The organism is Methylacidiphilum infernorum V4 (genome assembly GCF_000019665.1).
Taxonomy (GTDB): domain Bacteria; phylum Verrucomicrobiota; class Verrucomicrobiia; order Methylacidiphilales; family Methylacidiphilaceae; genus Methylacidiphilum; species Methylacidiphilum infernorum.
The window spans coordinates 873,780-889,900 of sequence record NC_010794.1 but is presented as its reverse complement, the minus strand read 5'-3'; the positions used below and the strand labels follow the sequence as shown (position 1 = coordinate 889,900).

The following is a 16,121-nucleotide window of genomic DNA, read 5'->3' as shown; positions in this document are numbered from 1 at the left end:
TTATTTTCCCATTCCCTTTCAAGGACCACGATCATGGATCTCTCTTTCAATACTCCCCAGGATAAACGGCTTCGTGATCCAACCCGGATAGATTTTTTTTTATTCCCTAGCTTTCGGTTAGAAGCCTTGAGCTTTTCTTCGAATAAAAAAATATTTCTTTGATTATCAACAAATAAAACCAAAAAGTAACTTTTATTCTCAATTGTGCCTACTTGTTATTTTTGGCGGGATAAGGCTTTTATCTCTTGATGAATTTGAAGCTAAGGTTAAATCGGTTTTTTAAAACTTCTTCGGCTTTTCTCCTTACTCTTTGGTTCCTTTTTTTATTCAGAAATTCTCTCCTTTGCGAATCCCGAAATTTTGAACTGACCATAGAAGATACAATCATCACGCTCGTTAAAGATCAAAAATTCCATACTTTTGCTTTTAACGGCCAGGTCCCCGGTCCTCTTATTCATGTTAAATATGGCGATGATGTAACGGTTAAAGTCACCAATCTCACAACCCTTCCCCATACTATCCATTGGCATGGGATTCTTCAAACAGGAACCTGGCAAATGGACGGGGTACCCAATACGACCCAGCCTGAGATAAAGCCCGGTGATACTTTTACCTATCATTTTAAAGCCGTCCCTGCGGGAACATACTGGTATCACTGTCATGTCAATGTCAACGAGCATGTATCGATGAGGGGCATGTGGGGACCTTTAATCGTTGATCCTCCTAAAGCCCATCCCTTAGAAAAAAAGGTAACTAAAGATTACATCCTCATGCTCAGCAGTTGGCCCTCACAGTGGGCAAGAAAACCCGGATACGGAGGGATTCCTGGAGACATAGAAGATTATTTTACAATTAACGGTAGAAGTTATCCGGAAACCCAACCCATTCGCGTCAAAAAAGGGGATTTCATACGCTTGAGGATTTTTGCCACAAGCGACACGGTTCATTCCCTTCACATTCATGGGCATGTGTTCTTGATTGGATGCAAAGATGGTCATTTCTTACCCAATCCCATAGAAGCGGATACTCTACTGATTTCTCCTGGAGAAAGATACGATCTCTTTATGCTTGCCGACAATCCCGGTCGATGGATGGTTCATGATCACGTGGACGTTCATACGACCAATGGGGGAAATCCCATGGGAGGAATAATGACGGTTATAGAGTATGAGGAAGTTGAAAAAAACGATTCCTGGTATGACTGGAAAGATAAAAAATATGCCCCCGATTTTTTTTATGAAGAATCGATCAAAAAGCCTTACGGCCTCTTTATAAATCCCCTGTTCAAAGGTGAACCTGCTCCCCAATAAGAAGATGAAACTCTTTTACTTATTTATCTTGTCGCTTTTGCTTTGCCTTGACAAGCTTTTTGCAGACGAGGGCATGGAAATTCTCCAAAGGCAATGCGCAAGCTGCCATGCATTAACTCGACCTGCCGACAGCTCTTTAGAAAGGCTATGGAATAGAAAAGGACCTGATCTCTATTATGCGGGGCTCAAATTCCAAAAAGATTGGCTCATCAAGTGGCTTGAGCAACCAACCGTTATCCGTCCTGCTGGGGAATTTTATTTCAAACATATTAAAGCCACTCCTAAAGGCGATGAAATCGATCCTGCTACACTTAGTCCCCATCCAAAGCTCTCCGCAAAAGAAGCGGAAGCTGTAGCGAACACTTTAATGAGCCTTAAACCCGAGGGACTAGTGACTGCAGGTCAGTTTAAAAATGAACCCATTAATCCAACTATAGGAGCCATGTTCTTTGGAAAATTACGGGGCTGTTCGTCCTGCCACGCTACAAAAGAAGGAGGAGGAGGGCTGTCAGGACCCCAATTGTATAATGCAGGGGACAGACTGCAAGCAGACTTTGTTTATTCCTTCATACAAGATCCCCAAAAATTCGAACCCCACATATGGATGCCCAAGCTGGATTTAGCAGAAGCGGATCTTCAGCGGCTTACTTCTTATCTAATGAGCCTGCGGGAATCTTCACAAAAAAAGGAGGGAAAATGACAAAGAAATCCTGCAGTTTTTCTTGCTTGGCTTGGATACGACCGCTTTATAGCGGTCCAATCCTCTTTGCATGCCTTTTAGCCCTATTCCTCCCTCTTTGGGCACAGGCAGAAGAACAAAAATGGGCAAAAATTGAGAAGATCTACAATACCTATTGCGTGCAATGCCATGGATTGCAAAGAAACGGCACCGGCATTAATGCCAAATTCATGACCGTTCAACCCCGAGATCATACCGATCCTAAAGAAATGGGAAAAATTCCAGACGATGAAATAATAAAAGCCATTACCAATGGAGGCATTTCCGTCCAAAAATCGATACTGATGCCCGCATGGGGAAAAGTGCTCACTCAAGAGGAAATTTTGGAATTAAAAGACTATCTTCGCCACATCTGCAATTGTGGGATGGAAGCTAAGAACAAATCATAAAAAAGGAGAGGAAAATCATGAAAATAAAAATGAGAGTGTTGATGGTCATACCCATGCTCTGGATAGGTATCAGCTCGGTTGGAACAGCTAAAACCGTTACAATCGAGTTTCATGGCAAAGAAGCCGAGTTAGTCATCGACAACAAGGGGACAAAATACCTGGCATGGACATTTAACGGCCAAGTTCCAGGTCCCCTGGTAAGGGTGACAGAAGGAGATGTTGTCGATTTTACCCTTGTCAATGAAATAACCAATAAAAAGTCTCATGCCATGGACTTTCATGCAGCCCAGCTCGACGCAGCCAAGGACTTTGGCCAAATAAGACCCGGGGAGACCAAGCATTACACCTTTAAAGCCAATTACCCGGGGGTCTTCTTTTATCATTGTGGAGCCGATCCGATGGTCCAACACATAGCAAGGGGAATGTTTGGAGTGATCATTGTAGATCCAAAGGACTCCAAGGCGATGCCTAAAGCGGATAGAGAATACGTCCTTGTGCAATCAGAAATCTATTCCAACCCCGATGACGAAAAAAGCTTGATGGAGGGTAAATGGGAATTCGCTGCTTTCAATTTTTGCAAGTTTAAATACGATCCTGTTCACGATGAGAGGGCGACGACATGGCTCCAGGCAAAGCCGGGTGAAAGAGTGCGCATTTATTTTGTCAATGCCGGTCCCAATGAATTTGCCTCCTTTCATCCCATAGCGGGCATTTGGGATCGGGTCTATGTAGGAGGCAATCCTAAAAATGTTTTGTATGGCCTACAATCTTTTACTGTGGGGCCCGGGGATGGGGCTATTTTTGATTTGATTTCACCGGTTGAAGGAGCCAATGCGATCGTTACCCACTCCATGAAACAAGCATTATCCGGAGCTATCGCTATAATCATGTTCACTAAAGATGCGGATCCCAAGATGGGTCATGGAGAACAAATTTTGGTCAGGTAAAAAAAGCTTTGAGCAGGCATTGGCTATGATCTAATCTTGATTAGTCCTCATGCCTGCTCATTCATCAAGCAAGCCCTCATCAAGCAGGCTAAAAAAAGGTTTTTCACCAGGACAGGGTCCCAATACCGTTCCGTCAGGCTTACTCACTGCTGCCCAAACAGGGGCAAAGCTGACAGACTTACTCATTGAGGCGCACGGGGCCGGCGCGTGCGCGTCAGGCCAGAGCCTTCCTCTCCACAGGCATGCCTTCCGGCGGAACTCGCCGCAGGGCCTTTCAAGACGGCCAATGTGAGCTAAAAAGTACAAGAAAGATTGAAAAAGATCAAATCATGAATCAACTGTTCAAACCCCTCCAACAAGGAAATGGGAAAGTTTTGTAAACCCTAGAAGGATCTTTTCCTCTATAGCAACCCAGAGCTCCACCTAAAGGAAAAGCGAGGGGAAGATGGCTTTAGATTCGATCAATTTAATTATTGAACTCATTTAGCCCCGTTATGAAAAGTGCAGAATGAATCCTCTTCCTCAACAACAACACCTCGGGCTTGGTTAAAATCTATTTCTTGCTGAAGTTCCTCCACGCTTTTTAAAACTTTCATAAATTTTTTCCCGAACAACGTCATTTGGTATTCTACTTTTGGAGGAACTACAGGATAAATAATTCTTTCAATAATGCCCCACTGGCAGAGCTTTTTTAAAAGATCACTGAGAACCTTGGTAGTAATACCAGGAATGTTTTTTTTCATTTGACCAGGCCTATAGATTCCTTGGCCAATCAATTCCAATACGGATACCGTCCACTTGCATTTGAAAACTTTTTCGACCAATCGCGCCGCTTCGGCATTCCTTGTAGGGATTACGACCTTCCGCTTAACCTTCCCATCCATATTCAAAATCTTAAATTGCTTCTTTAAAATAGTCAATGAGGATTAATCCTTCGCCTTATTTTATTATAAGCATAAATAAGTATTTTATTTTCAGCATAAATAAATCGGTTCTTATTCTGGTTGTCCTTTGTTTTTTTTAGAATCATACTGAAGAAGAAGCAAAAGAAATAAGGGTGTCCTTGGGAACATCCTGCTTCTGCGGGTAGTCGCTTACCCAATGGGCCCCCCTGCTTTCTTTTCTGCGTAAAGCACTTTCAACAACTATTGAAGCCGTCAAGGCTATATTTTGTGCTTCAAGTTGGAGCAGCGACATCGCTTCTTCTTTTTTTTGGCTCTTTAAAAAGTCGATTAGAAATTCAATTTCTTTTTGCGCTTTCTTAAGACCGGGAACACACCGCACTATGCCTACATTCTCCCACATAACCTCCCTTATTTTAGCTATTGCTTTTTTAATTTCAGCGTCTCTTTTGCAATCCCGTTCTAACACCAAATCCTTTTCTTTTATATTGAAAAGATCCCTGGAAGAATAACTCCGTTTTTCCTCAGCTGAAAGCCTAGCCGCCCTTCCCGCAACAATAACGGCTTCTAATAAGGAATTACTCGCCAGCCTATTGGCTCCATGAAAACCTGTACAAGCAACCTCTCCAGCAGCCCATAGCCCTGGAATAGAAGTTCTGCCCCAAGCATCGGTCGCCACTCCGCCACATTGATAATGAGCGGCGGGAGCGACAGGCACAAGATCTTTTGACATATCTATTCCCTGGCTTAAACAAAAGGAAAAAATGTAGGGAAATCTTTCTTCAAGCCATTTTCTTTGCCGTCCCCTTATATCGAGGAAGACATAAGGATAATGATGAGCTTTCATTTCCATGAAAATGGCCCGGCTTACAATATCCCGGGGGGCAAGTTCCGCCCTAGGATCAAAGGCTTGTAAAAAACTTTTTCCATCGGGATTAATAATTTTTGCTCCTTCTCCACGAACCGCTTCACTGATTAAAAACTTTTGAGTAGTTAATTGAAAAAAACAGGTGGGATGAAATTGAATCATTTCCATGTTTTTAAGAATGGCCCCTGCCCTATAGGCCATCGCAATTCCATCGCCCGTCGCACTGGAAGGGTTTGTGGTATGGAGATAAAGGGCGCCACACCCACCTGTAGATAAAAGAGTATGGGCAGAGAGAAAGGCTTTCAAACGGTTCGTTTCTTTGTCGTAAACGTAGGCTCCAAAACATCCATTTTGGGAAATAATAAGATCGACAGCCAAGTGATTTTCCCATAGGGTTATCCGACTTCTTTGTAACACTTCTTTCTTTAATGTCTCGATGATAGCCATCCCCGTATGGTCTTTGACATGATATATTCTTCGATGAGAATGACCGGCTTCTAGCCCTAAGTCATAATTTCCCTTTTCATCCTTGCTAAAGGGTACTCCATAACGGATTAAGTCGTTAATCCGCTGTGGTGCTTCCTCAACAAAAGACTTCACTACCTGGGCATCACACAAACCATCACCGGCTTTGAGAGTGTCAGAGATATGAGACTCAAATGTATCTTCGGAAGAACCGACACAGGAAATGCCACCCTGGGCATACCATGAACTGGAAGTATTGAATGTATTCTTAAGCAAAACAGCTACCTGGCCAAATCGAGATGCTTCCAGGGCAAAAAACAGACCTGCAATACCACCTCCAATGACCAGATAATCCGTTTCTATTTTTTCCATGAGGCCCCATTCACAACGAAAAAAGAACTTTATTTCATCATCGTTTTATCATCGAAATTTTATGAGAAGGCTTCTGCTTTTTCACTCGATGCAAGACGGGAAGAGGTTTTTTCAAGTTTCGATAAGTTTGCACGATAGTGACCAAGTTATTAACCGTCCAGTAAAGGGAAAGCGCCGAAGCAAAGTTATAGAAAAAAACCAGAAAGAAAACGGGCATCCATTGAAAAACCTTCAGTTGAGGATTATCTGAAGCTTGCGGAGTCATGCGGGACAAGAGAATTTGTGTTCCAACCATGATCAAGGGTAAGGGATTAATATCGAGACCGAGAGTGGGAATGTGGAAAATAGTATCAGGTTTGGTCAAATCCCTAATCCATAAAAACGATTGATTTCTTAACTCGACGGAACCTTGAAGCATCGTGTAAAAGCCGATAAAAATAGGAATTTGAACGAGCATAGGCAAGCAGCCGCCGAGAGGATTTACTCCATATTCCCGGTAGAGTTTCATCATTTCTGCTTGCATCTTATCCGGTTGATCCTTGTAGCGGGCTTGAAGTTCCTTGAGTTTTGGAGAAAGGGCCTGCATCGCCTTCATATTCCGGTTGGCTTTAGACTGCAAGGGCCAAAATATCCCCTTAAGAAGCAAGGTGAATAAAATGATATCTAGGCCATAATTAGGAATGAAAGAATGGAAATGAACCATGCACCATACCAATGGCTTAACCACCCATCCCCACATCCCGTATTCCATTACCCTGTCGATGTGATCGCCGAGCTTTTTGAGACGGGCATATTCTTTAGGTCCTCCATAAGTCTTGAACTGAACACTCAGGATAGAATTTGGCTGAAGGGAAAGCTCAGGAAAATACGCCCAAGCTTTAATGCCTACAGGGACTTGAGCTTGGCTACTTTGTTCGAGAGGAAATTGAGAAAGTTCAACCGGGACGGCTTCAATTTGAATAGGAGGAAGCGTTGAAGGGGGAGAAACCACGATGGCAAAATATTGGTTTTTTACAGCAACCCATCGCAAAGGTTCATTGGGGCTACTAATGACCGTCCGAGGCCCTCGCCAGTAAAACAGCCCCAAAAACCCAGCAGCATTAAAATCGGGAAGCCCGATGCGTCCAAATCGAGAACCTTTCAATGTAAGCCAATTGACAGCCAGATTTTGAATCGCCTCCTTGATGTGAATAGGGGAGGCCAATCCCATGTTTACTCTATAGCTGGGAAGGGTTACCGGCAAAGAGGATCTATTAATGAGCCGTTGTTCCATTATAACTTGATAGTCTTGACCTAAGGAAAAAATTCTTTCTACCGTTACTCCGCCTGGAAGATCCCTTCGAAAGAAAATTTTCCCTTCTTTGCTTTCAGATTGATAGCCGCTGAGGTTATACTTGGAATCCCAACCGGAAAGGTTAAGTAGAGGTTCCTCATCAAATCGATTAAGCAGGATATTTTCTTTGCCTTTCGGTCCCCGAAAAAAGTGTTCTTTAAGCTCTATATTTTGAATAGCCCCTCCCCAGGAAGTGAAGGCTACACGAATTTTATCATTTTCGAGGTAATGGACTATTTCTTTACCAAGATCTGGAGATTTCTCAAAGCTTTCTAGCGGACCAAGGGTTTGATTCTCTTGTTGATTATTTAATGGCTGTTGGCCGGAAGCAGTTTCCTCGGAGGAGTTAGGTAGGGCTGAGGGTGTTTGTTCAACTGGACTAGGCTGTTGCCTGACATAGCGATATTCCACGTAAATCTGCCATGCCAAAAGTAAAACGAGGGAAATTCCAAAACCTATCCAACCTTTTTTATCCATAACCACTAGATATGAATGTTACCGTCTAAAAACTCCAAAGATTTGTTTGTTCGCAAGACATTGTTGAGAAAAGAGTTTTCTATTTAAAAAATAAATGCATTACCCTCATCAATGAAACTTTCTTTTTCAAAGGATGATCCGCTTTTTTTGTCCTTTTTATCCCCAAGTTCGATTTTTCCGGAACAGGATCCCAGCCTGCTGCCCCCCAGGGATGACACCTCATCAACCTCCGCAAGCAAAGATACAAGCCATGGATGATGCCATGTTTTTGAACCGCTTCCCGGCAATACTGCGAACAGGTTGGATAATACCGGCATACCCCATACATCCCCAATGTCTGGCGAAAGGAACTCAAGCCGTACCTATAAAAATCTAAAAGAAAAAAAACAACTTTTTTCATATTTTAAGTTTATCCCCCTGCATCGCTTTCTCACCCAATTTGATCATATCTGTTTTCAATTCCTCAAAAGGGGCTTTCAAGGCTTTTTCCTTGGCGATCCAACCAAAGGCAAAAGGAGAAAGTTTAAAAAAAGGATGCTGCCTAAAAATCTCCCTCATTCTCCTCTTGATCAAGTTCCTTTGGCAGGCTCTATTCACTTTCTTAGAGACGGCAAAAAAGACTTTGGGGAAGGATTGATACTCCGTGGACAAAAGAAAAAGGATAAAAAAAGAGGAGGAAAACTTTTTTCCCTTGGAGAAAAAAAGCGCTATTTCCTTTTTCTTTTTAGCAATAAGTTTACGGGAAAACTTGTTGTTCAAAACCGCCGGATTTCTAAAAGCCATTTCATCAGATAAGATCAGGGTACTGTAATCATGAAGGGGTATGACGATCAAATTTCCTATCGGTATTTTTTGGAACCAAGCGCCACCTCCCCTTTTTTCTTCTTCTTTTTAATATCAGCCGTCCATTGCTTGTCCGCGTACGGCTTAAAAAACCATATTGCCTTTTTCTCGTCCTTTTCGAAGGTTGAAACGTCCTTTTCATTTGACCCTCCACGTCCGGGTTAGAAAGTTAAAAAGAAAGGGAATGACTTTATAGAACCGAATTCTCCTTTACAAGCTCCAATAGATGGTTGGCCAGAATTTTGCCCACGTCGAGCAAGCAATCTTTTTCGTCGCTCTCCGGCAAAAGAGCCAGTTCCTTTTCCCCTTTTTCCAAGAAACTCATCGCGGTTTGAAATGTTTTTTTAAGAATTCCTTCTTTAACAATCCAAAATTGTATTTTTTTCCAGTCAGCAGATACGCCATTTTCGAAAATTTCCACCAATGTTCTCTTTATTTCTTCCGAGCCCTGTTGATAAAGATAAAGGATAGGCAAAGTGAGTTTTCCCCCTCCCAAATCCGTCCCCAGCGTCTTCCCTACATTTTCTTCACTGCCAAAAAGATCCAAACAGTCATCGTAGATTTGATAGGAAGAGCCTAAAGCTTGACCAAACCTTCCTAGAGCCTCGGATACGGTTCTAGAAGCAGAATTAAGTCTTGCAGCAAGTTCACAGGGAATGCGGAAAAGCTCCCCTGTTTTCATCTGGATAATTTTTAAATATTCCTCTTCCAACAAATTCCAATCAAATCTTCTCCGGGTTTGCAGGATTTCTCCACTGCAAACCACGCACACTCCGTTGGCCACACTTTGAATAATATCAGGATGGAGCCGACAGCAAACCTTCAAAGCTTGTGCAAACAAATTATCTCCCAGAAGAACTGAAATTTCGGAACCCCACCTTGATGTCACAGAAGGAATCCCCCTGCGCATGGAGGCTCCATCAAGGATATCATCGTGAACGAGTGTAGCCAAGTGGATCATCTCGACGACGACCGCCAGATAAAGATGATTTTCTCCTATGCCTCCGCTTCCCTTTGCAGAAAGCAACACAAGAAGAGGTCTAATCCTTTTGCCTTCGGATGCGAGAACATAACGGAAAAGAGGCACAATGCCCGCATCAAATTCCTCCGCTTGGTTCAAAATTTCCCTATCTATCCAAGCAAGATAATCTTTAAGTTGGCTAGTTAAGCTTTGAAAAATATCCGGTTTCAAAGCAACCGGTTTCTCACTATTCTTAAGTACCGTCATTTTGGCATCATTCTTGCTGTCATTATCCTTTCCTCCGGTCATAACCATTTCGCTATCCTCTATTATACACTCTTTTCGGCAAACTCTTCCCTTGGTTTTTCTCCTTAAAGATAGAAAAACCAAAAAAATAATTTCTCTTTCATGCAAAATTGGCCAAGAAAGCCTAATTTTAAAGCTTCCCTTGCCAACTCAATCCATCAAACCGTCGCATTGGAGGAATCTTTACAAGCATCGATCATAGCATCGAGCGCCTTTCTGAATTCTTCCAACCCAGGGGCAGGAATAATAATTGCATCCCTTCTTCCTCTCACATCTTCGGTAATTCGAAGAAACCTTCCCCTCCCATTCTCTTTCAGATCAAAGAAGAAGTTCTTTCTTTCTACAGTAATCTTTTCACTCTTAATGTTTTTTTGCTCACCATCCATTGCTAGAACTCCTCGCTGGTTTTAGAGTAACTTTTGAAAAGCCTATTTGTCAAATCCTCGTTTAACATCTATCGAATAAAACCGTTTATACTTTGCCTTTTCTGTTTGGTTGTGCAAAATATTTTTTATGTTTTAAGAAAAATCTATTCATTGTGACTAAACAAAAATCGAATTTAAGAGGTTTTCTCTTTATATCCTTTGTCATTCACTTGGCCTTTACCCTTTTTCTTGGATCGGGAGTCCTGCATCGGTTCTTCCCCGCAGCAACGCCCCATGATCCTCCTCCGCCCACTTTAACAATGCTTGAAATGGTCCAACCTGAAAGCTTTATTCCCACTGAAGAATGGCAAAAGACCGATCATCCCGATCCCAACGCTCTTCTTCAATCGGATAGATCGACCACTTTAAGAAGCCAAGAGACTCCCCAAAAAGAGAACTCTCCTCTTCCTCAGCTTTCTGGAGATCCCCGCTCTTCCATGAGTTACATCGATGTTCCCTCTTCAAGGCCCTCTCCCCCAAGGCCCAGTGGAAAGTCCACTCCAGCCCAAAGACAGTCTGCTTTAAGAAAGATGGAAAACGAAAATCAAAAACCTCCCACTCCCACTCTAACTCCAAAGACTGCAGTTCAAAAACAAAGTAAAACAGAGGAAACAAAAGAAAATCCACAGCCAAAAGAAACTGTCAAAGAGCCTTCCAAAACAACAAGGGATGAAAATTCCAAGGAAGAAAACCCTGCAAAGGCGCTAGAAAAACTCCTAAAAGAGATTAACAATCCCACGGAAGAATACCTGAAAAAAGAAGATCCCAATGGAGATCCCCTCATGCCTTTTCAAAACAAATCGCCCAAGGCACCGTCGCAGAAGGAAGGAAAAGAAGCCACAAACAATAGTTCTTCTCAATCTCCTACCCAAAACAACGCTGCAACTGCCTCGGATCGTCTCGAGCCGGTATCTCAACCTTCTCCTCCTCCAGCTCCACCTCCTTCTCCCGAATCTTTTGAAAGACATCGCATGCAAATTGCAGGAGGAAGAACGGCCGAACTAGGTCCTGTTTCTCCCTCAGCCCGAGAAACCGAACTCGGCCGATATAAGGCAAGGCTCTATCGGGCCATCGGATCAAGGTGGTATTTAGAGGTGGAACAAAGCATGGGGCTGCTGGCCATTGGCTCCGTAAGAATAAGGTTCTACGTCCAGTCTGATGGGACGGTGAGCAGCATACAGGTAATAAATGAAGAAGGAATAACCGAGGTGTTGCGATCAATTTCTCTTGATTCCATCAGGCTTTCGGCGCCTTTCGGGCCTTTTTCAGAAGAAATGAAAGGACAAATTGGAAACGGGTTTTGGGAAGAAATAACCTTTACCATTTACTAATAGAAGAACAATGGTATTTTTTTTAAATTAAGTCAGTATAAGGATAGGCACTATGGTTACCCTTGCTAGTATCAACTGGAACCAGCTTCCTTCATATTTTGCGATAAAGAACTTTGTAGAAGGCAGTGGTTTATTCATCTATCCGGTTATTCTTTGTTCTATTGTGGGCCTGGCCATTATCCTGGAAAGGTCCTTTTCTTTAAGAAGGTCTAAAATTATCCCCAAAAAACTGGTGAAGGCCATTGAAGAATTGGGTTGGGGGGAAAATCCTGAACCTATTGAAAAACTCTGCCAGGATCAGAAGTCTCCCTTGAGTCGGCTCGTTTATCTCTGTCTTCAAAACATGTCTTGGTCAAAATATGAAAATTCAGAAGCTTTGCAAGTAAAGGCACGTGCCGAAATAGCCCAACTGGAAAAGGGGTTAGTCATTCTTGAAATTATTGTAGGCATCGGCCCACTGCTCGGCTTGCTCGGAACACTCTCTGGACTCATTACCATCTTCGGCAACGTGGGAGTTCATGGGATGGCCACCCAAGGGGCAGCGATAGCTCACGGGATCTCCGAAGCCCTTCATACCACCTTTGCGGGCCTGGGCATAGCCGTCCCCTGTCTCATCGCTCATAGTCTTTTTACGCGAAAGGTAGAAGCTTACGCGGTTGAAATGGAAACTCTCTGTTCAGAGTTTCTTGCCAAAATTTATACTGAAGCCCCGGCTCCGGAAGATGTTAACTATTAGTCCACGATTAAAAGATTGCCTCTTCTAAAGCCTTGAAGAAAGCCAACTGTTATGGAATTTAAGCCTAAAAGCAATCGAAGGCCCTTAATTAATCTTGTTTCTCTAATTGATATCCTCTCTATAGTCTTGCTCTTTTTTGTAGTCACCACCACGTTCCAAAGAGAAGAGCCTGCAGTAAAAATAGAGCTCCCCAAGTCCGTCCGTTCAAAGCCCATCCGGTCGGATCTTCCAAAAATTATTTTCGTTACGGAAGATAAAAAGATCTTCCTAGACAACAACCCGGTAGAACCCGATAAGCTTGGAGAGATTTTAAAGAAAACAATATCGGAAAACCCCGATACTAAGATTGCTTTAAAGGCGAGTAAAAATGCTCCCTTTGAAATCATCATCCAGGTTATGGATGCGGTAAAATTTGCAGGAATACCAAACTTACCTACATTTACAGCAGAAGAAGACAAAAAACCTTAAACGCAATCCTATCTTTAGCTTTTATGATATTAAAGTTGGTTCTTTACGATAACCCCATCCTCAGAAAAAAAGGGATGCCTATAGATTCTTTCGATGACCGGTTAAAACGGCTGGTCCAAGACATGCTTGAAACAATGGCCTACTACAAAGGAGTGGGTTTAGCCGCCCAACAAGTCGGGCTAAACCTTCAATTAGCCGTAATCGATGTGAGTGGTTCTAAGCTATCCTCATCCCTGCTTATCGGGGGTAAACCCGCTATGGTGGAAGAACACATGCCCCTTTTTCTCATCAATCCGACCTTGAGTTATACTCAATCCAAAGAAATAAGCAACGAAGGATGTTTAAGTTTCCCCGGCCTAAGAATAGATGTGCCGCGTTCAAAGCGGGTAAAGGTCAAAACCTTTGACTTGGAGGGCCGTCCCTGGTATTTCGAAGCGGGAGGTTTTCTTTCCGTTGCCATCCAGCATGAATTTGATCATCTGCAAGGAAAGCTTTTCATCGATTACCTTTCTGCCGAACAGAAAAAAGCGATCAAAGAAGAACTTGAAAAAATCAAGCGAGGAGAAGCCATTCTTTCTGTTAAAGAAACGGATTAGCCTTTACTTTTTCCTGGCGGGCTAAACTCAAGGGGGGTTATTTCTCTTTTCCCCTTATCGTGAAGTTCCTTGGACAACAGCAAGCTTTTTGATTTTCTCTTTTATCGATCGATTGTTCAAATGAACCCTATTCTAAAGGCTCCTTTTTTTGCTCGCCTCTACAAAAGTCCATTAATCTTGGGTAGCCCCGGAAAAAGTCGAGTTGTCCAAGATGGGGATCCCTTAACGAGGAAAAGAAAAACTCAAGGCAAAAACCTTGTTGCATCCCGGCTAAAAATAAGATCGGCACACCACGGTTTGGGTCGGGTGATAGCTGTAACTCCTTAAAGCCGATCTCCCTTATCGTTTTTAAAGGAGAAGTTTTTTTCTCTTTAAAAATTCTAAAAGTTCTTTACCCCCAAAATCCGCTAAAATTTCATTCCCCCACTCCATGGTCGGGGCTCGGGATTGTCCGGAAATCTTTTTCATTCTTTGGTAAGCCGCCCTATCCTTTAATACGTCGATGCGTTCATAGGATATGTGAAGTTGCCTTAAGAGTTCTTCGGCCTCTTCACACCAAGGACAGCCTTCTTTAACGTAGAGAATGACTTTTTGTTCGCTCACAAGCTCCAAGATCTATTTGCTTCTGGTTAGCGGCTATCTTTCCCCTAGGCACCGAGGACTCTTTCCAATGCCTTGTTCAAAGGAAGCTGCAACCCGCAATAAAAAGGACCAAATTCGGCAAAATGAGCACTTACAGGATCAAACCGCATTTCGTAAACGATTGATTTAATATCATAGGGGTCTTTCGCATATAAGCTCACAGCCCATTCCCAATCATCCAACCCTGTAGAACCTGAAATATACTGGACAACTTTTCCACTATATCTTCTGCCCACCGCCGCATGCCCTTTCATCAACTCTTTTCTTTCTTTAAATCCGAGAGCATACCAATTCTGGCCGCTTTCTCTTTTTTTTCTCATAGGATAAAAAGAAAAAAAGGGGTAATCGGGTAATGTCGGGTAGAGCCTAACGGTCGTGTAGTATTCCCTGTTTTTCTCAAACGAACTCATCTTTTCTTTAAATTCTACGCTTTCAGGACCTATCCCTGCGGAGATCAATTCCTGTTCAAATTCCTCCTTTGTCGTGGTGTACTCGGATTTCTCGGTCATAGAAAAAAAAGAAAAATGAAGGTTCCATCCCTCCCTGCTGAATTTTCTTACCAGCTCCTTTTCAAATCCCTGCAACTGGTGCAATTCTGGGCCTAAGATCATAAAACCGATGTCGCAACGACAAAGCATGCATAAGGTAGCGATTTGGAACCCCGGCTCGTTTCTAATATGATCGACAAGAAAATTCACTTCCTTTTTGAAATGGACGTCATCAGATCGGTCTTTCCTTTTCCAATGATCAACAGCAAAAAAAAGATGGACGACAAAAAGACCTTCTTTGGGCTTTATCATTTCCATTTAAAATACTCCTTTAATATTTTCGATTAAAAAAGATAAATTGTATTACTTTTATTGAACAAAGACTATTTTTGAGCAAAAAATGTTTTCAAAAAGTATTATTTAATAAGTGCCAACGGGTAAATAAAGCCTAAAATGAATACAAAATTTAATGGCGGGGGCTCTTCTTCAAGTGAATTCTCGGGGAAAAACGGGAGGGAAACCGACCCAGGTCCTTCTCGTTCTTCCCTAAGCGAGGCGTTGAAAAACTTCAAACAAAAAACACAACTCCCCGCCCGTTCTTTCTCCTCCTCTTCTTCCCCCTCTTTTCAACTCCCTTCCCCATCTTCTACAAAACAACTCATTTCAAAGGGCCCCCCTCCAAAAGAGCCGACTAAAGAAGCCCTCATCAGGTCTATCCAACTGGTTAAGGAATATGGAGGAAGAAAAGTGGTCAACGGTATAGACCTGGTAGTGAATAGAGGAGAAATCGTTGGACTCCTAGGGCCAAACGGGGCGGGGAAAACGACCACCTTTTACATGCTCGTCGGTCTTGTTATGCCCACCAAGGGAAAAGTGTATCTCGACAACGAGGATGTGACAACCATGCCTATGTATAAAAGGGCCCGGAAAGGACTTGGCTATCTGCCCCAAGAAGATTCGGTGTTTAGAAAACTCACGGTTGAAGAAAACCTCATGGCTATTCTCGAATTTCTTGATATTTCTAAAGAAGAAAGATTGCGGCGGCTCGAAACCCTCATTCATGATTTCGGGTTGGAAAAAGTAAAAAAAACCTTGGCCATGTCTTTAAGCGGTGGAGAAAAAAGAAGGCTGTCCATCGCAAGGGCTTTAACCACTTCTCCATCAATCCTGCTCTTGGACGAACCTTTTAGCGGGGTCGATCCTTTGGCCGTTTACGATCTCCAACAACTTGTTCTGAGTTTAAAAGAAAGGGGAGTAAGCGTGCTCATAACGGATCATAACGTCAGAGAAACCCTTTCCATCGTTGACCGGGCCTATCTCATTTATGAAGGTAAAGTCATGAGCCATGGTACAAGCGAATTTTTAATCAACGACCCTGTAACCCGGGAGCTTTACTTAGGTCCTCGATTCAGCATGTAAGCTCTTTGTGAAGAGCTTTGTTCAGCTTAAAAAAGACTCCCCTTCGCATTGATCCAGAGTTTTGTCTTGTCTCTAAAAAACTTGGCTTGAACAGCTAAAGACGC

Annotated in this window: 20 protein-coding genes; 9 read left to right on the top strand and 11 right to left on the bottom strand. The window is 42.8% G+C overall.

The features are described 5' to 3' along the window. Positions 1-248: 248 nt before the first annotated feature. Genes MINF_RS04165 through MINF_RS04150 form a run of 4 tightly spaced genes read left to right on the top strand, consistent with a single transcriptional unit; the run spans position 249 to position 3,385 of the window. Positions 249-1,310 carry a multicopper oxidase domain-containing protein gene (locus MINF_RS04165; RefSeq protein ID WP_048810144.1) on the top strand — a complete coding sequence of 354 codons (1,062 nt, stop codon included), beginning with the start codon at positions 249-251 and terminating at the stop codon, positions 1,308-1,310. Between the two features lie 4 nt (positions 1,311-1,314). After that, positions 1,315-2,010: a c-type cytochrome gene (locus tag MINF_RS04160; RefSeq protein ID WP_052292026.1), complete on the top strand. Its 696-nt coding sequence runs from the start codon at positions 1,315-1,317 to the stop codon at positions 2,008-2,010. Beyond that, complete coding sequence (locus tag MINF_RS04155) at positions 2,007-2,438, top strand: c-type cytochrome (protein ID WP_012463267.1); 432 nt, start codon at positions 2,007-2,009, stop codon at positions 2,436-2,438. Before MINF_RS04160 ends, MINF_RS04155 begins: the two co-directional genes overlap by 4 nt. A gap of 17 nt (positions 2,439-2,455) precedes the next feature. After that, positions 2,456-3,385, top strand: coding sequence for a multicopper oxidase domain-containing protein (locus tag MINF_RS04150; RefSeq protein WP_012463266.1), 930 nt, complete (start codon positions 2,456-2,458; stop codon positions 3,383-3,385). Positions 3,386-3,442: 57 nt separating this feature from the next. On the opposite strand, the gene MINF_RS11840 is transcribed toward MINF_RS04150, so the two are convergent. The 9 genes from MINF_RS11840 to MINF_RS04115 all read right to left on the bottom strand — a co-directional run bounded on the left by MINF_RS11840 (position 3,443) and on the right by MINF_RS04115 (position 10,298). Then, the gene (locus MINF_RS11840) at positions 3,443-3,571 is read right to left on the bottom strand and encodes a hypothetical protein (RefSeq protein ID WP_274377020.1); all 129 of its coding nucleotides are present in this window, start codon (positions 3,569-3,571) and stop codon (positions 3,443-3,445) included. Positions 3,572-3,864: 293 nt separating this feature from the next. Beyond that, positions 3,865-4,269: a winged helix-turn-helix transcriptional regulator gene (locus MINF_RS04145; protein WP_048810460.1), complete on the bottom strand. Its 405-nt coding sequence runs from the start codon at positions 4,267-4,269 to the stop codon at positions 3,865-3,867. A gap of 142 nt (positions 4,270-4,411) precedes the next feature. Further along, positions 4,412-5,992 carry an L-aspartate oxidase gene (gene nadB / locus MINF_RS04140; protein ID WP_012463264.1) on the bottom strand — a complete coding sequence of 527 codons (1,581 nt, stop codon included), beginning with the start codon at positions 5,990-5,992 and terminating at the stop codon, positions 4,412-4,414. 37 nt (positions 5,993-6,029) lie between these two features. After that, positions 6,030-7,802, bottom strand: a complete 1,773-nt coding sequence (gene yidC, locus MINF_RS04135; RefSeq protein ID WP_048810143.1) for a membrane protein insertase YidC — start codon at positions 7,800-7,802, stop codon at positions 6,030-6,032. 79 nt (positions 7,803-7,881) lie between these two features. Continuing rightward, complete coding sequence (gene yidD, locus MINF_RS04130) at positions 7,882-8,202, bottom strand: membrane protein insertion efficiency factor YidD (protein ID WP_012463262.1); 321 nt, start codon at positions 8,200-8,202, stop codon at positions 7,882-7,884. Next, positions 8,199-8,636 carry a ribonuclease P protein component gene (gene rnpA / locus MINF_RS04125; RefSeq protein ID WP_012463261.1) on the bottom strand — a complete coding sequence of 146 codons (438 nt, stop codon included), beginning with the start codon at positions 8,634-8,636 and terminating at the stop codon, positions 8,199-8,201. Before rnpA ends, yidD begins: the two co-directional genes overlap by 4 nt. Next, positions 8,614-8,787: a 50S ribosomal protein L34 gene (gene rpmH / locus MINF_RS10945; protein ID WP_079200464.1), complete on the bottom strand. Its 174-nt coding sequence runs from the start codon at positions 8,785-8,787 to the stop codon at positions 8,614-8,616. The genes rnpA and rpmH overlap by 23 nt, the downstream gene beginning before the upstream one ends. Positions 8,788-8,835: 48 nt before the next feature. After that, on the bottom strand, positions 8,836-9,921 hold the full coding sequence (locus MINF_RS04120) for a polyprenyl synthetase family protein (protein ID WP_238523547.1): 1,086 nt from the start codon (positions 9,919-9,921) through the stop codon (positions 8,836-8,838). Between the two features lie 149 nt (positions 9,922-10,070). Next, positions 10,071-10,298: a PUR family DNA/RNA-binding protein gene (locus MINF_RS04115; RefSeq protein ID WP_012463258.1), complete on the bottom strand. Its 228-nt coding sequence runs from the start codon at positions 10,296-10,298 to the stop codon at positions 10,071-10,073. A 152-nt stretch (positions 10,299-10,450) separates the two neighbouring features. Between MINF_RS04115 and MINF_RS04110 the strand changes: the two genes are divergently transcribed. From MINF_RS04110 to def, 4 genes are read left to right on the top strand one after another with little or no spacing between them, the layout of a single operon-like run. Continuing rightward, the gene (locus MINF_RS04110) at positions 10,451-11,668 is read left to right on the top strand and encodes a hypothetical protein (RefSeq protein WP_148205129.1); all 1,218 of its coding nucleotides are present in this window, start codon (positions 10,451-10,453) and stop codon (positions 11,666-11,668) included. Positions 11,669-11,720: 52 nt separating this feature from the next. After that, positions 11,721-12,404 (top strand): MotA/TolQ/ExbB proton channel family protein, encoded by a 684-nt coding sequence (locus MINF_RS04105; RefSeq protein WP_012463256.1) that lies wholly within the window; start codon positions 11,721-11,723, stop codon positions 12,402-12,404. 51 nt (positions 12,405-12,455) lie between these two features. Continuing rightward, on the top strand, positions 12,456-12,872 hold the full coding sequence (locus MINF_RS04100; RefSeq protein WP_012463255.1) for an ExbD/TolR family protein: 417 nt from the start codon (positions 12,456-12,458) through the stop codon (positions 12,870-12,872). A gap of 23 nt (positions 12,873-12,895) precedes the next feature. Beyond that, positions 12,896-13,468 (top strand): peptide deformylase, encoded by a 573-nt coding sequence (def, locus tag MINF_RS04095; RefSeq protein WP_012463254.1) that lies wholly within the window; start codon positions 12,896-12,898, stop codon positions 13,466-13,468. A gap of 348 nt (positions 13,469-13,816) precedes the next feature. Here the strand turns inward: def and MINF_RS04085 are convergent, their stop codons facing one another. Both MINF_RS04085 and MINF_RS04080 read right to left on the bottom strand, forming a co-directional pair. Continuing rightward, positions 13,817-14,071 carry a glutaredoxin family protein gene (locus tag MINF_RS04085; RefSeq protein WP_148205128.1) on the bottom strand — a complete coding sequence of 85 codons (255 nt, stop codon included), beginning with the start codon at positions 14,069-14,071 and terminating at the stop codon, positions 13,817-13,819. Between the two features lie 44 nt (positions 14,072-14,115). Further along, on the bottom strand, positions 14,116-14,916 hold the full coding sequence (locus MINF_RS04080; protein WP_012463251.1) for a chlorite dismutase family protein: 801 nt from the start codon (positions 14,914-14,916) through the stop codon (positions 14,116-14,118). 135 nt (positions 14,917-15,051) lie between these two features. On the opposite strand from MINF_RS04080, the gene lptB reads away from it, so the two are divergent. Next, positions 15,052-16,017, top strand: coding sequence for an LPS export ABC transporter ATP-binding protein (gene lptB / locus MINF_RS04075; protein WP_202943645.1), 966 nt, complete (start codon positions 15,052-15,054; stop codon positions 16,015-16,017). The last annotated feature ends 104 nt before the right edge of the window (positions 16,018-16,121 follow it).

Bases quoted from the DNA above. Each gene is read 5' to 3' on its own strand.
- MINF_RS04165 (WP_048810144.1), top strand. From the start codon at position 249: ATGAATTTGAAGCTAAGGTTAAATCGGTTTTTTAAAACTTCTTCGGCT.
- MINF_RS04160 (WP_052292026.1), top strand. From the start codon at position 1,315: ATGAAACTCTTTTACTTATTTATCTTGTCGCTTTTGCTTTGCCTTGAC.
- MINF_RS04155 (WP_012463267.1), top strand. From the start codon at position 2,007: ATGACAAAGAAATCCTGCAGTTTTTCTTGCTTGGCTTGGATACGACCG.
- MINF_RS04150 (WP_012463266.1), top strand. From the start codon at position 2,456: ATGAAAATAAAAATGAGAGTGTTGATGGTCATACCCATGCTCTGGATA.
- MINF_RS11840 (WP_274377020.1), bottom strand. From the start codon at position 3,571: ATGAGTAAGTCTGTCAGCTTTGCCCCTGTTTGGGCAGCAGTGAGTAAG.
- MINF_RS04145 (WP_048810460.1), bottom strand. From the start codon at position 4,269: ATGGATGGGAAGGTTAAGCGGAAGGTCGTAATCCCTACAAGGAATGCC.
- nadB (WP_012463264.1), bottom strand. From the start codon at position 5,992: ATGGAAAAAATAGAAACGGATTATCTGGTCATTGGAGGTGGTATTGCA.
- yidC (WP_048810143.1), bottom strand. From the start codon at position 7,802: ATGGATAAAAAAGGTTGGATAGGTTTTGGAATTTCCCTCGTTTTACTT.
- yidD (WP_012463262.1), bottom strand. From the start codon at position 8,202: ATGAAAAAAGTTGTTTTTTTTCTTTTAGATTTTTATAGGTACGGCTTG.
- rpmH (WP_079200464.1), bottom strand. From the start codon at position 8,787: ATGAAAAGGACGTTTCAACCTTCGAAAAGGACGAGAAAAAGGCAATAT.
- MINF_RS04120 (WP_238523547.1), bottom strand. From the start codon at position 9,921: ATGGTTATGACCGGAGGAAAGGATAATGACAGCAAGAATGATGCCAAA.
- MINF_RS04115 (WP_012463258.1), bottom strand. From the start codon at position 10,298: ATGGATGGTGAGCAAAAAAACATTAAGAGTGAAAAGATTACTGTAGAA.
- MINF_RS04105 (WP_012463256.1), top strand. From the start codon at position 11,721: ATGGTTACCCTTGCTAGTATCAACTGGAACCAGCTTCCTTCATATTTT.
- MINF_RS04100 (WP_012463255.1), top strand. From the start codon at position 12,456: ATGGAATTTAAGCCTAAAAGCAATCGAAGGCCCTTAATTAATCTTGTT.
- def (WP_012463254.1), top strand. From the start codon at position 12,896: ATGATATTAAAGTTGGTTCTTTACGATAACCCCATCCTCAGAAAAAAA.
- MINF_RS04080 (WP_012463251.1), bottom strand. From the start codon at position 14,916: ATGGAAATGATAAAGCCCAAAGAAGGTCTTTTTGTCGTCCATCTTTTT.
- lptB (WP_202943645.1), top strand. From the start codon at position 15,052: ATGAATACAAAATTTAATGGCGGGGGCTCTTCTTCAAGTGAATTCTCG.